Annotated in this window: 23 protein-coding genes and 1 pseudogene; 4 read left to right on the top strand and 20 right to left on the bottom strand. The window is 66.0% G+C overall.

Going from position 1 to position 23,898, the window contains the following annotated elements; all coding sequences use genetic code 11:
• The first annotated feature begins 47 nt into the window (after positions 1–47).
• The 4 genes from BN973_RS07445 to BN973_RS07430 are packed head-to-tail and all read left to right on the top strand — an operon-like array spanning position 48 to position 5,543.
• Positions 48–2,414 (top strand): bifunctional salicylyl-CoA 5-hydroxylase/oxidoreductase, encoded by a 2,367-nt coding sequence (locus BN973_RS07445; protein ID WP_036466949.1) that lies wholly within the window; start codon positions 48–50, stop codon positions 2,412–2,414.
• A complete protein-coding gene (locus BN973_RS07440) occupies positions 2,411–3,562 on the top strand; it encodes an acyl-CoA dehydrogenase family protein (RefSeq protein WP_036472136.1) in 1,152 nt (383 codons plus the stop codon). Before BN973_RS07445 ends, BN973_RS07440 begins: the two co-directional genes overlap by 4 nt.
• On the top strand, positions 3,559–4,386 hold the full coding sequence (locus BN973_RS07435; RefSeq protein WP_036466947.1) for an enoyl-CoA hydratase family protein: 828 nt from the start codon (positions 3,559–3,561) through the stop codon (positions 4,384–4,386). Before BN973_RS07440 ends, BN973_RS07435 begins: the two co-directional genes overlap by 4 nt.
• Positions 4,386–5,543: an acyl-CoA dehydrogenase family protein gene (locus BN973_RS07430; protein ID WP_036466943.1), complete on the top strand. Its 1,158-nt coding sequence runs from the start codon at positions 4,386–4,388 to the stop codon at positions 5,541–5,543. Before BN973_RS07435 ends, BN973_RS07430 begins: the two co-directional genes overlap by 1 nt.
• 12 nt (positions 5,544–5,555) lie before the next feature.
• On the opposite strand, the gene BN973_RS07425 is transcribed toward BN973_RS07430, so the two are convergent.
• The 20 genes and pseudogenes from BN973_RS07425 to BN973_RS07335 form a co-directional block, all read right to left on the bottom strand.
• Positions 5,556–6,449: a PaaX family transcriptional regulator gene (locus BN973_RS07425; protein ID WP_051641160.1), complete on the bottom strand. Its 894-nt coding sequence runs from the start codon at positions 6,447–6,449 to the stop codon at positions 5,556–5,558.
• A 75-nt stretch (positions 6,450–6,524) separates the two neighbouring features.
• A complete protein-coding gene (locus BN973_RS29875; protein WP_051641159.1) occupies positions 6,525–6,971 on the bottom strand; it encodes a nuclear transport factor 2 family protein in 447 nt (148 codons plus the stop codon).
• A gap of 11 nt (positions 6,972–6,982) precedes the next feature.
• Positions 6,983–8,203, bottom strand: a complete 1,221-nt coding sequence (locus BN973_RS07415; RefSeq protein ID WP_232232192.1) for a cytochrome P450 — start codon at positions 8,201–8,203, stop codon at positions 6,983–6,985.
• Positions 8,204–8,331: 128 nt separating this feature from the next.
• Positions 8,332–9,090, bottom strand: coding sequence for an SDR family NAD(P)-dependent oxidoreductase (locus tag BN973_RS07410; RefSeq protein WP_036466938.1), 759 nt, complete (start codon positions 9,088–9,090; stop codon positions 8,332–8,334).
• On the bottom strand, positions 9,087–10,118 hold the full coding sequence (dmpG, locus tag BN973_RS07405; RefSeq protein WP_036466935.1) for a 4-hydroxy-2-oxovalerate aldolase: 1,032 nt from the start codon (positions 10,116–10,118) through the stop codon (positions 9,087–9,089). The genes BN973_RS07410 and dmpG overlap by 4 nt, the downstream gene beginning before the upstream one ends.
• Positions 10,115–11,077, bottom strand: coding sequence for an acetaldehyde dehydrogenase (acetylating) (locus BN973_RS07400; RefSeq protein WP_036466933.1), 963 nt, complete (start codon positions 11,075–11,077; stop codon positions 10,115–10,117). Before BN973_RS07400 ends, dmpG begins: the two co-directional genes overlap by 4 nt.
• Positions 11,074–11,889 carry a 2-keto-4-pentenoate hydratase gene (locus BN973_RS07395; protein WP_407067572.1) on the bottom strand — a complete coding sequence of 272 codons (816 nt, stop codon included), beginning with the start codon at positions 11,887–11,889 and terminating at the stop codon, positions 11,074–11,076. Before BN973_RS07395 ends, BN973_RS07400 begins: the two co-directional genes overlap by 4 nt.
• 43 nt (positions 11,890–11,932) lie before the next feature.
• Positions 11,933–13,021, bottom strand: coding sequence for an S-(hydroxymethyl)mycothiol dehydrogenase (locus tag BN973_RS07390; RefSeq protein WP_036466929.1), 1,089 nt, complete (start codon positions 13,019–13,021; stop codon positions 11,933–11,935).
• Positions 13,022–13,058: 37 nt separating this feature from the next.
• Positions 13,059–13,943: an alpha/beta hydrolase-fold protein gene (locus BN973_RS07385; protein ID WP_036466927.1), complete on the bottom strand. Its 885-nt coding sequence runs from the start codon at positions 13,941–13,943 to the stop codon at positions 13,059–13,061.
• A gap of 8 nt (positions 13,944–13,951) precedes the next feature.
• Positions 13,952–14,062 carry a hypothetical protein gene (locus BN973_RS32175; protein WP_139830201.1) on the bottom strand — a complete coding sequence of 37 codons (111 nt, stop codon included), beginning with the start codon at positions 14,060–14,062 and terminating at the stop codon, positions 13,952–13,954.
• Positions 14,063–14,133: 71 nt separating this feature from the next.
• A complete protein-coding gene (locus tag BN973_RS07380) occupies positions 14,134–14,646 on the bottom strand; it encodes a CAP domain-containing protein (protein WP_407067573.1) in 513 nt (170 codons plus the stop codon).
• A gap of 29 nt (positions 14,647–14,675) precedes the next feature.
• Complete coding sequence (locus BN973_RS07375; RefSeq protein WP_407067574.1) at positions 14,676–15,023, bottom strand: DUF732 domain-containing protein; 348 nt, start codon at positions 15,021–15,023, stop codon at positions 14,676–14,678.
• A gap of 5 nt (positions 15,024–15,028) precedes the next feature.
• A complete protein-coding gene (locus BN973_RS07370; protein WP_232232036.1) occupies positions 15,029–15,724 on the bottom strand; it encodes a hypothetical protein in 696 nt (231 codons plus the stop codon).
• 17 nt (positions 15,725–15,741) lie between these two features.
• Positions 15,742–16,305, bottom strand: a complete 564-nt coding sequence (locus BN973_RS07365; RefSeq protein WP_036466925.1) for a hypothetical protein — start codon at positions 16,303–16,305, stop codon at positions 15,742–15,744.
• Positions 16,306–16,310: 5 nt separating this feature from the next.
• Positions 16,311–17,750, bottom strand: coding sequence for an MCE family protein (locus BN973_RS07360; protein ID WP_036472130.1), 1,440 nt, complete (start codon positions 17,748–17,750; stop codon positions 16,311–16,313).
• Between the two features lie 4 nt (positions 17,751–17,754).
• A complete protein-coding gene (locus BN973_RS07355; protein WP_036466922.1) occupies positions 17,755–18,888 on the bottom strand; it encodes an MCE family protein in 1,134 nt (377 codons plus the stop codon).
• Positions 18,885–20,132 (bottom strand): MCE family protein, encoded by a 1,248-nt coding sequence (locus tag BN973_RS07350; protein ID WP_036466920.1) that lies wholly within the window; start codon positions 20,130–20,132, stop codon positions 18,885–18,887. Before BN973_RS07350 ends, BN973_RS07355 begins: the two co-directional genes overlap by 4 nt.
• A pseudogene (locus BN973_RS07345) lies at positions 20,129–21,437 on the bottom strand (MCE family protein). Before BN973_RS07345 ends, BN973_RS07350 begins: the two are co-directional and overlap by 4 nt.
• A complete protein-coding gene (locus BN973_RS07340; protein ID WP_036466919.1) occupies positions 21,434–22,462 on the bottom strand; it encodes an MCE family protein in 1,029 nt (342 codons plus the stop codon). The pseudogene BN973_RS07345 and the gene BN973_RS07340 overlap by 4 nt, the downstream one beginning before the upstream one ends.
• A gap of 51 nt (positions 22,463–22,513) precedes the next feature.
• On the bottom strand, positions 22,514–23,896 hold the full coding sequence (locus BN973_RS07335; RefSeq protein ID WP_051641157.1) for an MCE family protein: 1,383 nt from the start codon (positions 23,894–23,896) through the stop codon (positions 22,514–22,516).
• Positions 23,897–23,898 lie beyond the last annotated feature (2 nt).

Here is a 23,898-nt window from a genome sequence, read left to right as displayed (position 1 = left end):
ATCAGCATACGATGCAGGCATCGCCAGAAACCCCTGAGGAGGCCAGCGTGCGCATTGCGGTCGTCGGTGGCGGTCCGGGTGGCCTGTACTTCTCGGCTTTGGCCAAGCAACTGGGCCCGGACAACGAGATCACGGTATGGGAACGAAACGCCGCCGATGACACCTTCGGCTTCGGGGTCGTTTTCTCCGACGAGACCCTCGGCGGGATCGAGCACGCCGACATCGCAATCTACCGGCGCATGGAGCGGGAATTCGCCCGATGGGACGACATCGACGTGCATTTCCGGGGCGAGACGATTACCAGCGGGGGTCACGGTTTCGCGGCGATGAGCCGCAAGCGGCTCCTGCAGATTCTCCAGGAACGTTGTGCCGGCCTCGGCGTGAGCGTACATTTCCGCGCCGAAGCCCCGAACGTGAAAATCCTTGCCGCTACGCACGATTTGGTCGTGGCATCCGACGGCGTCAACTCAACGGTGCGGTCGACCTACGTCTCGTCGTTCGAGCCGCGACTTTCCCACGGTGCATGCAAGTACATGTGGCTGGGCACCAGCAAGGTATTCGACGCGTTCAAGTTCTACATTCGCGAAACGCCGCATGGCGTGATGCAGGCGCACGGCTACCCATTCGATGCGACGGGCAGCACCTTCATCATCGAGATGAAGGAAGACGTATGGCGCGCAGCCGGATTCGACAGCTTCGCGGCACGCGATTTCGCGCCGGGCGAGTCCGACGAGAAATCCATCGATGTGGTCAAGGAACTGTTCGCCGACGTTCTCGACGGCCACGAGGTGATGGCGAACAACTCCAAGTGGATGAACTTCGCGACCGTACACAACGAGCACTGGCGCCACGACAACGTCGTCCTCCTCGGCGACGCCGCGCACACCGCACACTTCTCCATCGGCTCGGGCACCAAACTCGCGATGGAGGATGCGCTGTCCCTGGCCGCGTGCCTGCACGAAAACGATGCCGTTGCCGTCGCGCTCAACGAGTACGAAACCGAACGCAAGGCGGTCGTGCTGTCCACCCAGCGCGCTGCCCGGGCGAGCCTCGAGTGGTTCGAGAATCTGGGCCAGTACGTCGACCAGCATCCCCAACAGTTCGCGTTCAACATCATGACCCGCAGCCGCCGCGTCACCTACGAGAACCTCCAGTTGCGTGATCCCGAATTCGTTGCACGCGTCAATGATTGGTTCGCCGCGCAGCACCGCTCCCACCAGCCCGACACCCCGCCCATGTTTCAGCCGTTCAAACTCGGCGAGTTGGAGCTGGCCAACCGGGTGGTGGTGTCCCCGATGGACATGTACCGCGCCGAGTCCGGCATGCCGAACAACTTCCACCTGGTCCACCTCGGCGGCAAAGCACTTGGCGGCGCCGGCCTGGTGATGACCGAGATGGTCTGCGTGAGCGAACGGGGCCGGATCACCCCCGGCTGTGCCGGCATGTGGACCGACGAACAGGCGTGGGCCTGGCGTCAGATCACCGACTTCGTACACGCGGACACACCCGCGAAAATCGGTGTCCAACTTGGTCATTCCGGCCGCAAAGGCTCCACGAAGCTTATGTGGGACGGTATCGACGAGCCACTCGACGAGGGTAACTGGGAGATCGTCGCCCCGTCGCCGCTCCCGTACCAGCCCGGCGTGAACCAGGTGCCCCGCGAGCTCACCGAAGCCGACCTCGCCCAGATCCAGCAGGAGTTCGTCGACGCGGCAAAACGATCCGACGAGGCGGGCTTTGATCTGCTCGAGTTGCACTGCGCACACGGCTATCTGCTCTCGTCGTTCATTTCCCCGGTCACCAACCGCCGCACCGACCAGTACGGCGGCGACCTGGCCGGTCGGCTGCGCTACCCCCTAGACGTGTTCCGGGCGGTACGCGAGGTATGGCCGGCGCACAAGCCGATGACCGTGCGCATTTCCGCGACCGACTGGGTCGACGGCGGAATCACCGGCGACGACGCGGTTTTCATCGCCCAAGCCTTCAAGGATGCCGGCGCCGCCGCCATCGACGTGTCCTCGGGCCAGGTGACTCCGGCCGAGACACCCGCCTTCGGCCGCTCCTATCAGACGCCCTTCGCGGACAAGATCCGCAACAACGTTGACATACCCACGATCGCGGTCGGGGTGATCTCGTCCCATGACGACGTGAATTCCATTGTGCTGGCGGGGCGCGCCGATCTGTGCGCACTGGGCCGGGTTCATCTTTACGACGCGAACTGGACGCTGCACGCCGCCGCCGAACAGGACTACACCGGCCCCGGTGCCCAATGGCCGAAGGCCTGGAAAGCCGGTCGGCGCAAACCACAGACCGGCCGCACCGACGGCCCCAAGCCGCGCCTGCAACTGATCCGCGAGGGCGTGACCGGCACCCGGCACGAGCGGTGGCGCCCGGCCCAGCAGGAGAGTCGGTGACCGTGCTCGGCGCCCACGAGAGCGCGTACGCACGGCGGGTACGTGACTTGGCGCAAACCGAGTTGCTGCCGCTGGTCGACCACGGCGGCGACGGCCGGGTGAACCGCGCACTGCTGGAGGCGATGGGCAACCACGGGCTGCTGCGCGACTTGTTCGGCGGATCGCCCGACGAGCCTCCCACCGACGCCGCGGCCATGCGGCTTTGCCTGCTGCGCGAGACCATCGCCGGTGTGTCGACCGAGGCGGAGACCGCGCTGGCGCTGCAAGGTCTCGGTTCCTACCCGATCCTGCAGTCCGGTCGGCGCGAGACCGTCGAACGGTGGATCCCGGGGGTGGTGCGCGGTACGACCGTCGCGGCGTTCGCGCTGACCGAGCCCGAGGCCGGTTCCGACGCGGCCGCCCTGTCGCTGGCCGCGGCGCGCGACGGCGATGGGTGGCGATTGCGCGGGGAAAAGCTGTGGATCTCCAACGCACCGGAGGCCGACGTCTACACCGTCTTCGCCCGCACCACACCGGATGCCGGCGCCCGCGGCGTCACCGCGTTCGCCGTCGCCGGAGACGCCGACGGCCTGTCCGGCGAGCACCTCGACCTGCTGGCAGCCCACCCGATCGGCCGGCTTCGCTTCGACGATGTCCGGGTCGGGCCCGCCGACGTGCTCGGCGAGGTCGACGCCGGGTTCAAGGTGGCGATGCGCACCCTCGACCTGTTCCGCCCCAGCGTCGGTGCCTTCGCGGTGGGGATGGCGCAGGCGGCCCTCGACGCCACGCTCGACCATGTCGCCAAACGACACGCGTACGGCGCGCCGCTGGCGACTCAGCAGTCGATCGCGCACAGGCTCGCCGACCTGGCCACCCAGCTCGAGGCCGCGCGGCTGCTGGTGTACACCGCCGCCCGCACGTATGACGCCGGTGCCGCCCGCAGCGAAATCACCCGGCGCGCAGCGATGGCCAAGCTATTCGCCACCGAGGCCGCCCAGATCGTCGTCGACCAATGCGTCCAACTGCACGGCGCCTGCGCCCTACGGCGCGGCCATCTGCTCGAGCACCTCTATCGCGACGTCCGCGCTCCCCGCATCTACGAAGGCGCGTCAGAAGTGCAGCGCTCCATCATCTCCCGTGAGCTGTTCAGAGAGAGGACGACACAGTGACCCGGTTCAGAGCATCCGTCCCGCTGACCACGACCTGGAAGAACTTCGACTTCGCCATCGAGGGTCCCGTCGCCACCGTGACGCTCAGCCGTCCCGAAAAGTTGAACCCGCTCACCTTCGAGTCCTATGCCGACCTGCGCGACCTGTTGGCGGAACTGCCCCACCATCGCGACGTCAAGGTCCTGGTGATCCAGGGGGCCGGACGGGCGTTCTGCGGGGGCGGCGATGTCAACGAGATCATCGGCGAGCTGATCACGATGAAGGCCCGCGAGCTGATGCAGTTCACGAAAATGACCGGCGATGTCATCCGCGCCATGCGGGAGTGCCCACTGCCGATCATCGTCAAGATTCAGGGCATCGCGGCCGGGGCGGGCGCGGTGATCGCGCTGGCAGCCGATTTCCGGGTCGTGGGCCGCTCGGGGCGTTTCGCCTTCCTGTTCACCAAGGTTGGGCTGTCCGGGGGCGACATGGGCGCGGCCTACCTGCTGCCCCGCGTCGTCGGTCTCGGCCGCGCCACCCAGCTTCTGATGCTGGGCGACACGATCGACGCCGCGACCGCCGACCGCTACGGCCTGGCCTCACAACTCGTCGACGACGACCGGCTCGACGAGTCGGTAACCGCCCTTGCCCACCGGATCGCCGGCGGGCCGAGTCTGGCTCTGTCGCAGACCAAGTCGCTGCTGACGCGCGAGCTGGAAATGTCGCTGTCGGCGTCGATGGAACTCGATGCGATGACCCAGGCACTGCTGATGACCACCGACGACCACGCCGAGTTCCACGCGGCATTCAACGCCCAGCGCCCACCCGCCTGGAAGGGACAGTGATGGATCCTGTCGACTTCCTGCAGAGCGACGACCTGCTCTCGGACGAGGAGCGTGTCATCGGCCGGACCGTGCGCGAGTACGCGCGGGCCGAACTCGCGCCGCACGTCGGCGACTGGTACGAGTCGGGCACGATCCCGGTCGAGATCGCCCGGGGCCTGGGAAAACTCGGACTGCTCGGTATGCATCTCGAAGGCTACGGCTGCGCCGGCACCACGGCCACCGCCTACGGCGTCGCATGCCGGGAACTCGAAGCCGTCGATTCCGGCCTGCGCAGCCTGGTTTCGGTGCAAGGTTCGCTCGCGATGTTCGCGATCCACCGCTGGGGCACCGAACAGCATCGCCGGGAGTGGCTCCCGCAAATGGCGACCGGCGACGCGATCGGCTGCTTCGGCCTGACCGAAGCAGACGCGGGCAGCGACCCCGGTTCGATGCGCACCCACGCCAGGCGGGACGGTGCCGACTGGATACTCAACGGCTCGAAGATGTGGATCACCAACGGCACGATCGCCGACGTCGCGATCGTATGGGCGCAAACCGACACGGGTATACGTGGTTTCGTCGTCCCGACCGATACGCCCGGCTTCACCGCGAACGAGATCGGCCGCAAGCTGTCCCTGCGCGCGTCCGTCACGGCCGAGCTCGCCCTCGACGATGTGCGGCTGCCGTCGGCGGCGGCCTTTCCGGACGTCCGGGGACTGAAGGGCCCGCTGTCCTGCCTGAACGAGGCGCGGTACGGCATCCTGTGGGGTGCGGTCGGAGCCGCTCGGGCGTGCTTTTGTGAAGCCCTCGAATACAGCCTGCTGCGAACACAATTCGGCAGACCGCTGGCCGCGTTTCAACTGACCCAACGCAAACTCGCCGACATGTCGATCGCGGTGGCCGGCGCCGCTCTCACCGCCGTACAGCTCGGGCGGCTCAAGGACACGCACTGCATCACGCCCGAACAGATCAGCCACGGCAAGCTGGCCAACGTCCGCTCGGCCCTCGAGGTCGCTCGCACCGCGCGCGCAATGCTCGGTGCCGCCGGCATCACCCTCGATCACTCGGTGATGCGGCACATGAACAACCTCGAGACGGTCGCGACCTACGAGGGCACCGAGGAGATGCACGCCCTCAGCATCGGGCGTGCGCTCACCGGCATCGCGGCGTTCCGCTGAGGAGCGTTCGACTCAGCCGGACGACGTACGTCGGCGAGGTTGTGGCGCAACGGCTCTGGTGCGCTTGCCGTGGATGACGGCCAGCGCGTGCTGCTGCGCCAACGGGCGCAGTGTGTTGTTCAACTCGCCGAACAACTCGCCGGCCGCCTCGCCGTTCCATGCCGGTGGCAACAACGAGAGCGGTAAGCCCGGGTCGCGGTACGGCAGCGCACGCCATTGGGTCAGCATCTGCACGTAGGTGCCAAACGCTTCCTCCGCGGTGAACCCCTCGGCCGACGACCGATACAGGGCCGCGCGGTAGCGGTGCAGGAACTGCGCATACAACTCGGTGAGTTCGTCCAGGTTCCACCAAAGTTCGACTTTGGATCGAAGATCGCTGAACGCGAAATACTGACCGCAGAAAATGTCGACGTACGCGAACAACTCCCGACGTTGCAGGGCGTGGCGCGTCTCGTCGGCAAGGTTTCCCGGCGCCAGCCACACGCCGGGCGCCACGGTGCCGAATCCGAGGCGGGTGAGGCTCGATCGAAGGGCATGCCGCTTGTCGCGTTCGGATTCGGGTACGGAGAACACCACCACCACCCAGCCGTCTTCGACGGTTGCTCTGCGGCGTTCGAAGATCCGCACATCGCCCTCGGCGAGCACCTCCAGCGTCGATGCGGACACTGCATAGCCTGCGGTGTCTGCATGGCGCTCGCTGATGAGAACCCCACGGCGCTTGAGACGTGAGATCGCCGAACGTACGGCCGGCCCTTCGTCCCCGAGGTCAGCCATGAGATCGACCACCGACGCAACGGACAGCCAGTTGCCCTCGGCGCGCGCGTAGAGGCCGAAGATCGTCAGGATCTGCTGAGCCAGGCGAGCGTCCCGACCACCGCTGCGAGCCGATTGAACCGCTGAGGCCATGCGAGCACTCTACCTGGGTTCGCATCGCGTATGTTTGACGGCGGTCACGCTTTCGCGCGCCAGCCGGGCCGAAGCTCAGTCGGCGGGCGGGCGCGGCGCCGGGCTTCCCGTCAACGTGATGTAGACCGCGTCGATGTCAAGGTCCAGGTCGACCCTGCGGTGGCGGAACCGCCATCCCGCCGCAGTGCGGATGAACTCGTCGGTATACCGACCGGTCGTCACCAATTCCCAGGTGCTCTTGTCCTGCTGGCGCTTGGCCAGCAGCAGGGTGGCGACCTGCGTCGCGCGGTCGCCGGTGACGTCGACGACGGCGTCCAGCGTCATGTGCACGGTTCCGTAACCGAGCCCCTCGGCCGCCGCCATCAGCTCCTGACGACCCGACAGTTGGGGAAGCCCAACCAGTTCCATGGTTCCTTCGGGTACGAAGGTATCGGCGAAGGCGTCGAGATCGCGGTCGTCGACGGCGCGCGAGTACCGGGCGGTGAGATCGCGGATCGCGATTCGATCTTCGGCAACAGACACGGTGAGATTCCTCAATTCGACGGGGTGAACGCGACGTGGACTGCGGTCGGGCTGAACAAGAATCCGCCCTGCAAGCCGCTGAATTCGACGTCCTCGGCAAGACGCAGGCCGGGCAGGCACCGAAGCATTTCTTCTGTCGCGATCCGCATCTCAGCCCTTGCCAGATGCATACCGAAGCACTTGTGGATGCCGTCACCGAAAGCGAGGTGGCGGTTGGCGTTCGGCCGCTCGACGCGAAACTCGTCCGGAGACTCGAACACGGCGGGGTCCCGGTTGGCCGCCCCGAAGTTCATCATCACGCGCGCGTCGGCCGGCAATTCCACGCCGTGTAGCTGAGCCGGACATTTCGTCTTGCGTCCGATCGCATGAAGCGGCGAGTAGATGCGCAGCGTCTCTTCGACCGCATTGGGAATCAGCTCCGGCTGCTCGATCAGCAAGTCGCGACGGGTGGAATCGGATCCGAGAATGTATGCCATGCTCGCCAGCGCGGAAACCAGCGAGTGGTGCCCGCCCAGCGTCATGGTCACCACGTACATCGCGAGTTCCGGATCCGGCAGCAGCTCGCCCCTGATCTTCACCTGGGTCATCGACGTCAGCGCGTCCTCGCGCGGGTTTTCCCTGCGATCCTGAACCTCGGCGATCATCATTGCGACGTATGCGCCCATCGCGGCGTCACCCGCCGGGGTGTCGGCGTTGCGGACCCAGTCCGTTGTCAGCTCCCGCACCCGCTGTTTGGCTACACCGGTGATTCCGAGAACCTCGGCGATGACGCCGACCGCGAAGGGCTCCGAGAAGTCCTCGATGATCTCGCACTCGCCGCGACCGCTGACCGCATCGAGCAGCTCGACCGCATTCCGTCGGATCATCCCTTCCGCCTTCGATACTTCGCCGGGCGTCAGGAGAGGCACCATGACCTTGCGGTGGTCGCCGTGCACCGGTGGGTCGAACTCCAATGCCCGAAACGGGGGCCGATCCAGTTCGGGCACGAGGATGCCGTGCGCAGACGAAAACGTCGCGTGGTTCTGGGCGACGGCCCGGACGTCGTCGTACCCGGTGAGTGTGTAGAAGCCGCCGTACAGGTCGCTGAATTTGACGGGGCACTCTTGTCTCATCTCCACGTAGACGTCGTAGAGCGCCTCACCTTTCAAAGTGTCGTCGTGGTGGTCGTAACCTGCAGGCGAGTGACGTTCCATCTCCATATGGACACCGTGGCCGGAATGCGCCACCAACACATCCGTCAAATTACCGAGCCTGTACTGATTTTCGATGACGCGGAGGCGGGCGTGCGCACGCACAAGCCGGCTCTCGCGCCGGACGCGGAACCGGTCGGAGCCATCGACGCGGGGCGGCGCCGCGGCCGTCACATCACCATGCCACCGTCGACCGGCAGCACCTGCCCGGTGATGTAGGAAGCGGCGTCGGACGCCAGAAACACGAAAGCTCCGGCAATCTCATCTGGTTCGGCCCAGCGGCGCAATGGGATTCGCGCCATCATGTTGGCCGAGAACTTTTCGTTGGTCCGGATCGTCTCGGTCATCGGTGTGGCCGCGAGGGGCGCCAGGGCATTGACCAAGATCTGCTTGCGTGCCAACTCGCGAGCAAGGGACTTGGTGAGCCCGATGATTCCGGCTTTGGCGGTCGAGTAGTTGACCTGGCCGAGCGTGCCCGTGATACCCGCCGCCGAGGTGACATTGATGATGCGGCCGGTGCCGTCGGTGGGCAGGAAGGGCAGCGCGGCTTGCGCGCAATGGAATGCGCCCAGCACATGAATGTCGACCAGTAGCCGGAAGCTGTCCTCCGAGGTGTCTGCGAACATTGCCGGCGCGGTGACACCGGCGTTGTTCACCAGAATGTGTAGCCTGCCGCCTGTCATCTCGGCGGCCTTGGCGACGGCCCCGTCGGCCGATGCACGCTGGGTCACGTCAAGCGAGGCGCTGTCCGCGGTACCGCCCAGCTCGGTGATGCGCCCGGCGACCGCCCTGGCGGCGACATTGTCAACGTCGGTCACCAGCACCGCGGCACCCGCGGCGGCCAGCGCCCGGGCGACCGCGGCACCGATGCCGCCCGCCGCTCCGGTCACCAGCGCCGACCGGCCGGACAGGTCGAACGATGGAATCATCGGTGCCCCTGCGCAACCGGACCCGCGCCGGCCAGGTCCAGCGCGATGTCGACGATCATGTCCTCCTGACCGCCCACCAAACGCCGCCGGCCCACTTCGAGCAGCAACGCGCGGGTGTCGACTCCATAAGTGCGTGAGGCGTTTTCCGCGTGACGCAGAAAAGACGAATACACCCCGGCGTAGCCGAGGGTCAGCGTCTCGCGATCGACTTGGACGGGCCGGTCGCGCAGCGGGCGAACCAAATCGTCGGCGGCATCTTGCAACTCGAGCAGTTTGCAGCCGTGCGACCAGCCGTACAGATCGGCGACCGCCACAAATGCCTCGATGGGAGTGTTGCCGGCCCCTGCGCCCTGCCCGGCCAGCGAAGCGTCCACCCGGACCGTCCCCTCTTCGACGGCCACCACGCTGTTGGCCACCGACAGCGACAGGTTCTCATGGGCGTGCACGCCGATCTGAGTCTCGGGCTTCAACACGTCGCGGTAGGCACGGACGCGCGCCCGCATTCCGTCCATCGTCAACCTCCCGCCGGAGTCGGTGACGTAAATGCATTGGGCTCCATGCCATTCCATCACCTTGGCCTGGGCGGCCAATTGCGCGGGATGGGCCATGTGGCTCATCATCAGAAAGCCGGACACATCCATCCCCAGTTCCCGGGCGGTCGAGATGTGTTGGGCGGCAATGTCGGCTTCGGTGCAGTGCGTGGCGATGCGCACCGACCGCACTCCCAGCGAGTGCGCGTGTTTGAGCTCGGCGATGGTGCCGATGCCGGGAAGCAGCAGCGTTGTCAGCACCGCGTTTTCGACGACCGCGGCGGCGGCCTCGATCCACTGCCAGTCGGTGTGGCTGCCCGGACCGTAGTTCAGCGAACCACCGGCCAGGCCGTCACCGTGCGCGACTTCAATAGCGTCCACCCCCGCCGCATCGAGGGCCGCGGCGATGCGCGCGACATCCTTCGGGCCGATCCGGTGGCGGATGGCGTGCATGCCGTCGCGCAGGGTGACGTCTTGAATGTACAACGCGGAGTTCATTTCCGGGCCTCGGCGAACTGAGCGTCCAGTTGCCGCTGTGCGATCGATTCGGCGACCCGCAACGCGGCGGAGGTCATGATGTCCAGGTTGCCGGCGTATGACGGCAGATAATGGGCGGCGCCTTCGACTTCCAGAAAGACCGACACCCGGGTGCGTACCGGGCCCGCACCGTCAGGCACCAGGGTGTGGACGGGTTCATCCGGTGCGACCGGGGTGAACTGGACCTGCTGCTTGAGCCGGTAGCCGGGTACATAGCCGCGCACCCGGTCGACCATCGTGCCGATGGAGGCCGCGATCGCGTCATGATCGGCGTCACCGATCAGGCAGAAGACGGTGTCACGCATGATCAACGGCGGCTCGGCGGGGTTGAGAATGATGATGGCCTTGCCCCGCGCCGCTCCCCCGACCGATTCGACGGCCTGCGCGGTGGTTTCGGTGAATTCATCGATGTTGGCCCGCGTTCCGGGACCGGCCGACTTCGAGGCGATCGAGGCCACGATTTCGGCGTAGTGCACCGCCGTGACCGCGGAGACCGCCGCGACGATCGGAATAGTGGCCTGACCTCCGCACGTCACCATGTTGACGTTGGTGGCCCCGGCATCCAGGCACGCATGCAGGTTGACCGGTGGGACCACCATCGGGCCGATCGCCGCGGGCGTCAGATCGATCAGCGTCTTGCCGTACGACGCGAGTGCGCTCGCGTTGGCGAGGTGAGCCCGGGCGGAGGTTGCGTCACACACGATGCCGATGTCTTCGAATCCGGGCAACTCAACGAGCCCGGCCACGCCGTCGTGGGTGGTCGCAATGCCCACCCGCGCGGCCCGGGCCAGTCCATCGGAAGCGGGATCGATGCCCACCAGGGCGGCCATTTCAAGGTGCTTGGATGTCCGCAAGATCTTGATCATCAGATCGGTGCCGATGTTGCCCGATCCGATAATGGCGACTCTTGTCTTGTTCACGTCTCCTCCAGAATTGAGAAATGGGCGGAAATCGGCCCCAGCGGCGCGATTTCGGCGTGAATGCGGGTACCGGGGGGTGCGGCGACCATTGGGCCCAGCGCGCCCGACAGCACAATCTGGCCGGCCCGCAGCGGCTCGCCGTAAAGTGCCGCGGCGCGGGCCAGCCAGGCGAGAGCGTTGAGCGGGTCGCCGAGGCACGCCGACCCATCACCGTGTGATACCAGTTGATCGTCGACGTACATCCGCATCGTGGCCGCGCGCGGCTCGAACTCATCGAGGGTCAGGCGTCGGCTGCCCAGCATGAACAAGCCGGCCGACGCGTTGTCGGCGACGGTGTCGGCAATGGTTATGTCCCAGTTAGTGATGCGGCTGTCGACGATCTCCAAGGCTGCCATCGCGTAGTCGACCGCGGCGCGGATGTGCGCGGTGTCGTCGAAACCCCCGATGAGATCGGCGCGGAGGACGAATGCGATCTCGGCCTCCACCTTGGGTTGCAGGAGCCGCTGTGACGGGACCGATCCCGCGGCGCAGACCTCCATATCGGCCAGCAGCACCCCGAAATCCGGTTGGTCGACTCCGAGTTGCCGCTGGACCGCCGGCGACGTCAGCCCGATCTTGCGTCCGACGATGACCGCGCCGTCGGCGACGCGCCGATCGATGAGTTCCCGCTGCACGGCGTAGGCGGCGTCGACGTTGTCCGCTCCGAGCATCGCGCGTACCGGAGCGATCGGCTGCCGCGTCAGCGCGGCCGTCTCCAGCTTGTCGACGACATCGCGGATGGCGGTGTCGGCAAGCTTGTCGTGCGCCGTCACCACGGCCCTCGACCGACGTCGTGTGTGCGGCAACGCGAAACACTCACTTGAGCACCACCACCGAGCGCAGCACCCGGCCGCTGTGCATCTTGGCGAACGCGTTCTCGATGTCTTCGAGCCCGATGCGCTCGGAGACGAACCTATCCAGGGGCAGCCTGCCCTGCAGGTACAGCATGACCATGGTGGGAAAGTCCCGCTCCGGCAAGCAGTCGCCGTACCACGACGATTTCAGCGCCCCGCCGCGGGAGAAGAAATCCACCAGCGGCATGTCGATGCGTACGTCCGGGGTCGGAACACCCACCAGCACAACGGTTCCACCGAGGTCACGGGCATAGAACGCCTGCGTCCAGGTCTCGGGGCGGCCGACCGCATCGATCACCACGTCCGCGCCGAAGCCGTCGGTCAGGTCCCGGATTGCCTCGACGACGTTGCCACGACGCGCGTTTACGGTATGGGTTGCGCCGAAGTCTGTGGCCCAATCCAGTTTGGCGTCATCGGTGTCGACCGCGATGATCTTGCGCGCGCCGACGAGCCGGGCGCCCGCGATGGCGGCATCGCCCACTCCACCGCAGCCGATCACCGCGACCGTGTCGTCGCGGTTCACCGCACCGGTGTTGATGCTCGCGCCGAGGCCGGCCATTACTCCGCACCCCAGCAGCGCAACCGCTGCGGGGTCCGCCGCCGGGTCGACTTTGGTGCACTGGCCTTGGTGCACAAGCGTTTTATCGATGAAGGCACCGATACCCAGCGCGGGCGTGAGCTCGGTGCCGTCCGTCAGCGTCATCGCCTGTGCGGCGTTGTGGGTGTCGAAGCAGTACTGTGGGCGACCCCGCCGGCACGCGCGGCACTGTCCGCATACCGCACGCCAGTTCAGTACTACGAAGTCGCCGGGTTCGACGGCTGTGACACCGGTCCCCACCGACTCCACGACGCCGGCCGCCTCGTGGCCAAGCAGGAACGGGTAGGCAGCGCTGATCCCGCCGTCGCGATACGTCAGGTCGGTGTGACAGACCCCGCAGCCGCTGATTTCCACGATCACTTCGCCCGGGCCGGGATCGGGGACGACCACGTCGACCAGCTGGACCGGCTCGCCCCTTTTCTTCGACACCACTCCGCGCACTGTCTGGGTCAAATCGATTCTCCTTGTGTGTTATCACTTTTCGTTCGAGCTACTTGATCCGGGCGGCGAGGTCGGCCGACATGGCCTGCAGTTGTGGCCCCCAGGAGGACCAGCCGTGGTCACCGGTGACCGGGAAATCGAAGTGCCCGTTGCGGCCCCCCGCCGCAACGTAGTGGGCGTAGAAGGCGCGGCTGCTGCCCTGAGCCTGCTCGGGGTAGCCGATCATCGCGGCCTCGTCACTGGCGGTCAGGGTTTGTGGACTGTAAACCCACAGCCGGGTGTTGTTGTCTACCAACGCCTGTACGTGCACGTCCGGGTCGTGCCATTTCCAGCGTCCCAGCTGGGGTAACCCCCACATGTTGCGGATGTCGACGCCGCCGAACCTCATCATTCCCGCACTGATCGCCCCGTTCAGGGTGGTGTTCGACGGGGTCAGGAAGCCCGACATCGAGCCGGCATAGCTGAAACGATCGGGGTGGAACTCCGCCAGCATCAGCGCGCCGGTGCCGCCCTGGGCGGCCCCGACCACCCCGTGCCCGCCCGCGGCCAGGCCCCTGTTGGCCGCCAACCAGGTCGGCAGCTCGGCGGACAGAAAAGTATCCCACTGGCGGCTTGGATCCTGCTCCCAGTCGGTATAGAGGCTGTAGCCGCCGCCGGCCGGGGCTACCACCGAGATTCCTTTGCCTGCAAGCGTGTTCATCGAATTGCCCGCACTCACCCAGGTGCTCACCGCATCGCCGGCGTCAAATGCGTCCAGCAGATACACCGCGTGCGGTCCACCGGCCATGAAAGCGACCGGGATGTCACGTCCCATCGCCGCCGAGGGGACCATCAGGTAGTCGACCGTCCCGGCGCGCGCATACGCCGCTGTCAACAAACACAGCGTCGCTGCCGCCGCCAGTGTGGCGCGTAGCAGCGTGGTTCCGACCTTCATGGGGTCTCCTAGACCTGCGGGTAGGCCGGCGGTGGATACACCCCTCGTAGGATCCACGCGAACCAATCGATGCCGTACTCCAATTCGTCGCTGATGTCGTAATCGGGACTGGGATCCATGAATTTTCTCTCCTATCGATTCAACTTGTGAGTGAAAACGGCCGGGGCACACTGCCTCCGGTCGAGAGAACTCATGTCGGCCGTCCGTACACGGCTACTACCACCGTGCGATCCGGGCGGCTGCCCGACCACACGCCGATCTGGGTGTAGCTGCAGTTCTGCATGATGGCCAGGTAGGCCGGGTTGTAGTACCACTGGTTGATCAGCTCGATGCCGCTGATGGCCAACGCCGGGTTGACGGCCACGGTTTCGGCCACCGCGCCGTGATATCCGGCGGCCGCGGCACGGTCGGCCACCGAAGATCCGTCCGAGCCGGGGTCACCGTCGAGTGAGTAGTTGGCAAGCAGGTCGTCGGTGTGCCATTGCGCGGCCAGCCGCAGGGACGGGCTGACGCGGAGGTCGTCGGTGCAGCCGGCGTGTCGGTGAATCGTGTACACATTCGAGACCACACTGGCGTTCAAGCGGCTGTTGTCGGCGTGCGCCTGCGGCAGACAAACAGGGCCGAGAACCATCAGCGGAGCTGACATCGCCGCGACCAGCCGTCGCCGGCGCCTCGGTCGGCCCGTGTCGGTTGCCGTGTTCATCACTGCTCCAAGGGATTTGCGTGTCGGGACTAAGGGGTGGTGAAGCGGTAGCCGCCGGCGGAATTGCGCAGTTGCCAGATCAAGCCGGGGCACAGCTCATTGGCCGCCTGGGCGATCAGATAAGACGCCTGATAGTCATCGGGGGTGGCCAGGTCGGCCTTGAGGTCGCCGATCAGCCGGCTATATCCACGCCCCGACGCGATCTTGTCGCAGATGCCGTGCCCGTAGCCGAGTGCGTCTGCGGCGCTGGCGAAGTGGTAGCCGGGCCGGACCGTCACGTTGACCAGATACGCCGTCGCGTCGGCGTTCACAGTAAGCGCCGGGCCCAGCGTGGTTGCCAGCGCGGACGCGGCCAGACCCGCGACAGCGCATGTCACGAAGTTCACTTCGGCTCGAATCCGGCTACCAGCCAACGGTTCCCAAGTTTGTCGAGGGTGACTTCGACCACCGACGCGGTTTGGGTCGGGGCATCGGTGCCGATCACGATGGCCTGGTTGACGAACAGCACCACCACCGCGTGGTTGGTACTGGCCGACTCCGACGCTGCCGCGGCCGCCGTGGCGGCAGCGGAGATCTTCTTTTCTCTCGCACCGGGAATCACGACGTCGTGTATCAACGAGGCGTAGGAGTCGTGGAACGTTCCGGTGAGTCGGTCGCTGGCGGCCGTGAGTTTCTGTTCGACGCTGTCGGGGGTGTAGGACAACATCGCGACGGTGCTGTCCTTGGCTGCCTGAACCGATTCGACCGCCGCTCGACTCGCCGCCGCCGCCCGGGCATCCAGATATTTCGCGTAGGCCGCCACCCCCGACAGCACGGCCACCAGTACGAAGGTGCCGACCCCGACGGCAAGAACCCTGCGATCGGGATGATCGCGGCCGGACCGCACCGACCCGGGATCGCGCCCGGCCTCGTCGATGTCGTTGTCCGACAGTTCAGTTGCCTCATTCGGCTTCGGCGTATCGGCCTGGGCACCGTCGCCGGCACGTCGAGTGCGTGGGCGAGCGATCAGCCTACCCATGGCGATCAGCAGGTCGGATCGCAAGCCGCGCCGGGCATCGCCCTCGTGGTCTACTGCCACGAGATTCTCATTCGCGGTCACGGTACGAACTCCACGTTGGACACCTTTACCTCCTGCCCGACTTTCTGCACCGAGATCCGCATCCGCCACAGTCGCGGCTTTTGGTCGGCCGCACCAGCATTGGAGATCCGAACACTGACCGCGACCAACACTTGCGCCTCGGTGTCTGTCGCCGACTCCAGCCCGGCCGCGGTGACCGTTCCCTGGGATGTCGACTGCACCTGCTTGACCACTTCGATCAGCGACTTGGATCGGTTGGCGAAATCGTCGTGGAAGGCGCCGGTAGCCGAGCCGAGGACGCGCTGCACGTCGGCGTCGGCTTGCCGCCAGTCGATGGAGGTGAGGTTCAGGGCGCCCTGCCGACCAGCGGTCAAGAACATCGCGCGTAGCTGGCCGACCCGCTCGGACTGGTAGGCCCGCCATCCGAGCCACCCGGCGACGCCGGTGACGATCATGATCATGGTGAGTCCGACGAACAACGACTGCCGGCGTATCGACATTCGCCTGCGCGGCCGGGGTACGGGGGCGTCGTCGATGGCGTCGGTGTCATCGACCGCGGCTTGCTGGGTGTCGGTGGTCATTGTGTTCAGCGTCCTGTCTGGGGAAACAACATGTCCTGCCAGCTGTGCTGGACCGGAGCGTCGGCGGCCAGATCGGCCTGGGTGTGCCGGCGCCCGTCGGGGCCCGTGTAGGTTCCGGTGACGGGGTCATAGATGGCCGCCGCGATCGGCGGAGGTGCCTGCGCGGCGGCACCCGGCGGCAGCTGCGGAACGGCCTGGCCCGAGAGCGTCGCGTTCGGGTCGCCCTTCCAGTTGTATCCGTCGTTCAGCGGAACGTAATTGTCGTTGCTTTCACACATCTCGACCGTCGGCGCCCGCTTGCCCGGCCTGGTCAGGCACGGCAGATTGCGCGCACCCCGGACGTTGAGCAACGAATCCTGCGGCACTCGGCAGTACATGTCACCGGGCAGTCGGTCCGGGTAGTCCACCTCGCTCGGCGAGCGCACCTGGTTGGGCGGCAGGAATCCGGTGGTACACGGCGGCGGAAGATTCACGTTCAGGTTGAACGACAGGTAGGTGCCCTTGTAGGCCTGCTTGGTATCGCGGTCGGCCAGTGTCGAGCCCTGCAGCATCTCGACCAGTGGCGGCATGAGCACCAACAACTGCTCGATGCTCGGTTGATAGGTGAGCGCCACCTGCCCGACGCTGGCCAGGTTCGCCGCCAGTATCGGCAACGTCGGCTTCAGCCGGTCCAACAGCTGGCGGGCTTCATCGACGGCGCCCGGACCGGTGTTCAACAAGCCTCGCATCGAACTGTCCTGAGCCGCAAGTTCACCCGTGATCTGTGCGACGTTCGCGGCCCACGCCCTGATCGCGTCCGAGGTGTCGACCTGGGTATCCAGGATCGGTTTGGACTGGTCGATCAGGGTGGTCAGCGCGTCCAGATTGGTGCGCGCATCGGCCGCCAGGGTGGTGGTACCCTTCACCAGCCGAGCCAGCTCGGGACCCAAACCCCCGACGGCCGTGTAGGACTCGTCGATCGCCGTTCTCAGGTTGTCGTGCGGAATGGCCAACAGCCCGGCGTTGGTGGCACTCAACAGCGAGTTGATGTCGGGCGGCACGCTCGTGCGCTCTACCGGAATCACGTCGCCGTCCCTGAGCGCGGGACCGTCGCCGCCTCGGGGAACGAATTCGATGAATTGCTCACCGACGGCGGTTTGACTGTGCACCTGGGCTTGTAGGTCCGCGGGAATGCGCACGCCCGACCTCAGCGAGAGCACCGCCGCCACGCCGGTCGGGGTCAGGCCGACGTCCTCGACGCGCCCGACTTCGGTGCCGCGGTAGGTGACGTTGGCGTTGGGGTAAAGGCCTGCGGCCGTTGGTAAGTCAACGGTCACTCGATAATGGCCCAAACCGAAGAACTGGTTCCCGAGATCGAGATACCGGAACATCATGATGCCGCCCGCGACGAGGGCGATCACCGTGAACACCGCCAACTGCAATCGGACGCGCAAAGTCAGGTGCATCATGTCAGGGCCCCTGATCGAATCGGTAGGGTGCCAGCAGAGGATTGCCCGCGGTGTAGGGGCTGGGAAGCACCCCGACGGTGCGGCCCCACTGCATCTCGAGTTTGGTGAGGTTGCCTTCCCAGCGCGTTCCGGTGAAAAACGATGTGTCAAGCCGGCTTAGGGTCAAGTCGACGACCAGAGTCACGTTCGCGTAATCACCGCGGAACCACTTTGTCAACGTGTCCTTCGCGAATGGGTAGGTGGTGAACAGGTTCAGCGACCGGGTCAGTGAGCGTCCGGCGTTGCCCAGCGATTCCAGCACCGGGCCAAGGTCTTTGAGCTCGGCCACGATCGCGGTCTTGGTCTGCCGCACCGAATCAGCGGCGAGTGCGCTGAATTTGCCCAGCTGATCGACGGCGTCGATCAGGGTGTCGCGTTCGCTGTTCAATGTCGCCAACGCGTCGGGAATCGTGTCCAATCCGTGGTCGATGATTGGCTTCTGTGCCGCGAACTTGGTGAGCAGCGTGTTGAGACTGTCTGTCGCGGCGATGATGTCGTGGGTTTGCGCATTGACCCGGCCGATGAATGTGTCCAATTGCGCCAGCAGCGTGCGCAGCGCATCTTCGCGGCCGCCGAACGCGGTGGTCAACGCGACGGTGATGTCCTGGACCTGGCCCAGCCCGCCTCCGTTCAGCAGCAAGCCGGCGGACGCCAGTGTCTGCTCGGTGGACGGGTAGGCCTTGCTGGCCGACAACGGAATCAGCGATCCCTGGTGCAACTGGCCGCGTGGCGGTTCGTCGGTGGGTACCGCCAACTCGATGTGCAGCGATCCCAGCAAGCTGGTCTGCCCAAGGGTGGCAGTCGAATTCGCGGGCAGCTTCACATCATGGTTGAGACTCATGGTCACCAGTGCGTGCCAATCCTGACGCTCGATCCTGGTGACGGTGCCCACGGTGACGTCGCCGACGCGCACCCGCGAGTTTGGCTGGATCGTGTCCACGTCGGGCATCTGGGCCACGATGGTGAACGATCCCGCCCCGCGACCCTCCGTGCCGGGCAACGGCAGCGAGTTCAACCCCCGCCAGTCGCACCCCGACAGGGCGGCAGCCAACCCGACGAGGACGACCACGACGCGACGGCGGGTAGGCGTTCTCATTGCCGGCCGCCTTCGGCGGGCATCATCATGCCCTGCAAACCGGTCGCCGGATCGCTCTGCTGCGCGGGCGGTACATAGTCGGGGCGCATCCAGTCTTCGCTGTAGGTGATCTCGTTGGGCCGCGCGGCAGCGCCCACGAACGGATTGACGCCGAGCGGAAGGAAATTGACCTGACGGTTCTTGACGATCGGGGCCAGATACTGCACGCACAGCTTGGCCGACTGCTCGGCGCCCAACCTGGAAGCGGCCTGGATCGCTCCGCACAGGAAGTTGATGGGGTCAGCGAAGTTGTTGACCGCAAGCGCACCGCTGAGCGTGCCCTGTGCGGGTTGATAGAGGTTGACACCGTTGGCCGCGGTGGTCGGCAGGATGTGCAGCAGTTGCTTGATGTCGCCGAGGCTGTCGACCAGGGTCTGGGACACCGCGGCCAACTTTTCGGTAGTGGTGCCCAGCGCGTCGCGGTTATCGGCGACGAAGGTCTTGACTTCGGCCACCACGTCGTTGAGATCCTTGATGGCGCTTGCTATCTCGTTAGGATCATTGGCCAGCACGCCGGTGACTGCGGCGAGGTTCTCGTTGAGTTGGCGAATCAGGGTTGTGCTGCCCTGCAGCGCCGACACCAGGGTGGCCAGATTCTTGACCGAACCGTAGGTGTCGGTGCTGTGGTCTGCCAGCGCCGACACCGCTTTGGACAGCTTGACGAGCGCTTCCCGAATCGTGGCTCCCTGTCCGCGCAGATTGTCGGCAGTGGTGTTGACCAGCGCGCCCAGTGTGCTGACCCCGCCGGGCTCGGTGGGCTGCAGCAGGCGTGTCAGACGCTCGAGTTGGCCGCGGAAGTCGTCCCACTCCATCGGCACCGCGGTGCGGTCCTCGCCGATGACCGCGCCGTCAGCCAGACTTGGTCCGCCACGGTACGGAGGGGTCAACTGGATGGCCCGCGACGTGACCAGCGTGGGAGACAGAATCACCGCCTTGGCGTCGGCGGGCACCTTGTACTGGTCGTCCACCCAGAAATGGATCTTCACCCGACTGGGTTCGGGTTCGATCGCGTCGATGCTGCCGACCTTGACACCCCGGATTCGCACATCGTCACCGGCAAACACACCGTTGCTGTTGGGAAAGTAAGCGACGGCGTGGATCCGGCCGACCTGACGAGCAGCCCCGAGCACCAGGTAGGCCGCCGCGGCGATCACGACAACCAACACGGCCGCCAAGGCCGACCGCAACCAGCGCGGGCGGTTCATCCGCCGGCCCCCGAGGCCGGTGCGCCGGGTTCGCCGGGTGCGGGAACGAATACCGCTGTGGGCGTGGGCTGTACAGGTGTCTGCTGGCCGGGCGGCAGCGCGGGCGGCCCGGGCGGGGGCCCGCCCGGAGGCGGCGCCGGGAGCGGCTCGCGGTACGGGTAACGCGGATCTCCCGGCTTGCCGGTGATGGCATCGGGCAGCGTCAGCAGCGGCTCGCCGCCCTGGCCGGTGCGCGGATACGGCACGGGCAGGGCCGGTGTTCCCGGCTGACCGGTCTGCGGGTCGGTGCGCTGCGAGGGCAGCAGCACATTCGGATCCAGGCCGAGGTCAGAAAACGCGGCGTCGACGAACGGCTGGATGAACTGTCCGGGCAGCAGGTTGACGACGTAGGCCTTGAAAAACGGGCCGGACGAGACTGATTCGCCGAAGGACATCACGTAGGTGTTGAGACCCTTGAGCGATTTCTGGACTTCGGCCTTGCGGTTGTCGATGGTGGCCAAGACGCCGTTCAGCTTGTCCAGCGCGGGTTTGAGCGTCGCGCGGTTGTCTGCAATGAACCCATGCAGCTGCGCGGCCAACGCAGAGATGTGGCGCGAGATCTGGTCCAGCGCAGCGCTTTGGCCGCGCAGCGCAGCCAGCACCGCGTTGGAGTCCCGGATAAGCCGCACCACTTCGTCGGTGCGTGAGGCCAGCACCGAGGTCGCGTTGGCGGCATTGGACAACAGGGTGCGCAGCTGCGCGTCGCGTTCGTTGAGGGTCTCAGAGAATCGAGCTACGCCTTCCACGGCGACCTTGAGCTGCGGCGGCGTGTCGTGCAGTGTGGATGCCAGGGTCTTCAGCGCGTCGGAGAGTTGATTCGTATTGAGCCCGCTGATGGTTGCGGTCAGATCACCGAGTGCGTCGGGCAGTTGATACGGGGACGTGGTGCGCTGCATCGGGATGGTGCCGCTCAGGTGACCGTCGCCGCGGGGGGTGACCTCCAGGACTTTTGTTGCCGAGCAGGCTGATCGACTTGATCGCCACCTCGGTCTGTTCGCCCAGCCGGACGTCGTCGTCCACCGTGAAGGAAACCAATACGCCGTGGGGATCCAGACTGATGGATTTGACCTGGCCGGACTTGAATCCCCGCACTTGCACCGGGGCACCTGTGGTCAGACCGCCGGCCTCGTCGAAGTATGCCGAATATGTTGCGCCAGAGGACAAGGGGAGCCGGTTGTAGTTCAGCGCGGCCACCGTCAGAGCGGACACCACGACGATGGTCGCGATGCCGATGATGACCGGGTTGCGGTCTCGGAAGGGCTTCATCGTGGTGTGCACCTGCCCGTGTCCTGCCCGGCGACCTTGATGAAGACCGGCTGGCCTCCCTTGCCGTTGACCTTGAGGATCAGGTCGCACATGTAGAAACTGAAGAAGTCGCCGTTGAGGGCCTGCCGGCCGAGCACGCGGTAGGCGTCGGGCAGCGTCTTGAGCAGGTCATCGAAAAAGTCGTGATCCGCCGCTACGTTGCCGGCGGTGCGGTCGGTCTCACGCACGGTTTTCTGTAATGGGGCCCGCGCTTGGGACAGCAGGTCGGCGATCGAGCCCGCGGCCTCGTTCCCATAGGCGACGCTGTTGACGAGGTCTTGCTTGCGTTCGGCCAGCGCGTGCACCAGCTGGGACAGCGAATCGATCGCGGTGCCGAACTTGTCGCTGTGTCCGGCCAGGGAGCCGAGCACGGTGTTGAGGTTCACCACGACCTGCCCGATCAGCGCGTCGCGGTCGGCGAGCGTGTTCGTCAGCGACGCGGTTTGCGCAAGGATCGATCCGATCGTCGCGCCTTGGCCCTGAAACGCCGTAATGAGTTGAGAGGTAAGCGTATTGACCTGGGTAGGGTCCAGCGCGCGCAATAGCGGGCGGAAGCCACCGATCAGCGCATCGAGATCCAGCGCCGGCGCGGTGTTCGCGACCTTGATGGTGCCGCCGGGCGGGAGTTTCGCCGTTGGGCCCGGGCCTTCCTCGAGGGCCAGATAGCGCCCGCCGATCAAGTCGGCATACCGGATCACCGCCTTGGTGCCCTGGGTGAGGACCACCGAGTCGTCGGCGGAGAAGGTCACCCGCACCGTGTCGTCGTTGGCGATCTGGATGTTTTTGACCTTGCCGACTTCCACACCGGCGATGCGCACGAAATTCCCGTTTTGCAGTCCGCTGACGCTGGTGAAGATGGCGGTGTAGGTCCTCTCGTTCTCAAATCGCAGTTGTCCGTAGATGGCAACCAGCGCGAACGCGCCGATCCCACACACCACGACAAAGGCCGTGAGGCGCAACAGGAGTCCTGTTAGGTTACGCCGCAAGGTAATTCACCTTTCGGATTCGCGGTCTGGATAATGCCGGCCGGCCGTGCGTCACGGCGCGGGCGAACCTGCTTGGGTGGGCGGGCGCCCCCCGTCCGGAGGGGTGGGGGGAGGGAGCGGAGGGGGGACGCCCGGGTACAAGGGGGTGCCGTCAGGTGCGTACCGGGGCGCACCATAGGGCGGGGCACCCGGGTAGGGCACGGGACCGGGAGCCGGCCCGCCCGGGTAGCGGATGCTCGGCGGTTCCGGCACCCCGCGGGTCACCGGGAAGTAATTGGCCCAGCCGGGGAATCCGATGCCGGGATTGGGCCGGATGTCCATCCCGGTGCCGAAACCGGTATCGGTGACCAGGTATCGCACCGGCCAGTTCTGGGCGACGTCGGGAAGCGCCCCGCACCCGGGCTTGCCACCGGGCCCGCCCTTTGCGGCGACGATCGGTAGATTCGCCGGGTATCGGTACGGGTCATCGCCAAGGAGCAGCTGGGCATCCATGATCAAGGACTTGCCATTGCTGCCCCCGAGAATCTGAGACCAATCGCCGAGGGTGCGGTCGGCGCCGACCAGCAGGCAGGTCAGCTCCGGGTTGTATTTCATCAGCAGGTCGGTCGTCGGTCGCAGCACGTTGACCGCGGTGATGAGGTTGTCCTTGCTGGGGCCGAGGGCTTCGATTCCGCTGCGGGACAGGCCTGCCAGGGCTGCCAGCAGCGCGTCGAGTTGGCCGGCTTGCGTGGTCACCGTGCCGCTGGTGGTGGTCAGCGCCGACAGGGTGTCGATGATGTGGTCCGCGGCCGCGCCATAGATGTCACCGACGCGTTGCAGTGCGCGCCAGTCGGCGCGGAGCGTGTCGGTGCGCGGATTGATCGCCGCCAGAACCTGATTCGTGTCGGTGATCGATTCGCCGATACGTTCGCCCTGTCCGCGCACGCCTTCGGCAAGTGCCGACAGAACCGCATTGAGCTTGGCCGGATCAATCTGCTTGATGAGCTGCACGAGGTTTTCGAAGACGGTATTGACCTCGGTGGCAACGTTTTCCGATCGCAGGACCGCACCCGCGGCGAGCCGCTTGGGGCTCGGGTTGGCGGGATAGATCAGGTCAACGTATTTCGCGCCGAATAGTGAGGTGGCATTGATCCTTGCCTCGACGTTGGCGGGGATGAAGTTGATCTTGTCCGGGTCGATCTCGAGACGCAGGGTTTGTGAGTTGAGTCCGCCGGAGACGGTCGCGACATGTCCGACCTGCACGCCGCGCATCTTCACCTTCGAGTACGGCTCCATGACCAGACCGGTGCGGTTCGACGTCAACGTGATCGGCACCGCCGCGGAGAACGTCCGGTTGAAGGACGCCACGCTCAGCGCCGCGGCGGCCACTATGCCGGCCACCAATGGGATTGCCAACCATTCGGCGGCGATGTGGGGTTGCCCTCGGCGTGCCATGT

Origin of the sequence: Mycobacterium triplex (genome assembly GCF_000689255.1) — a bacterium.
In the GTDB taxonomy this organism is placed as follows: domain Bacteria; phylum Actinomycetota; class Actinomycetes; order Mycobacteriales; family Mycobacteriaceae; genus Mycobacterium; species Mycobacterium triplex.
The sequence above is the reverse complement of the archived record's forward strand: the minus strand, read 5'-3'. Positions and strand labels throughout refer to the sequence as shown.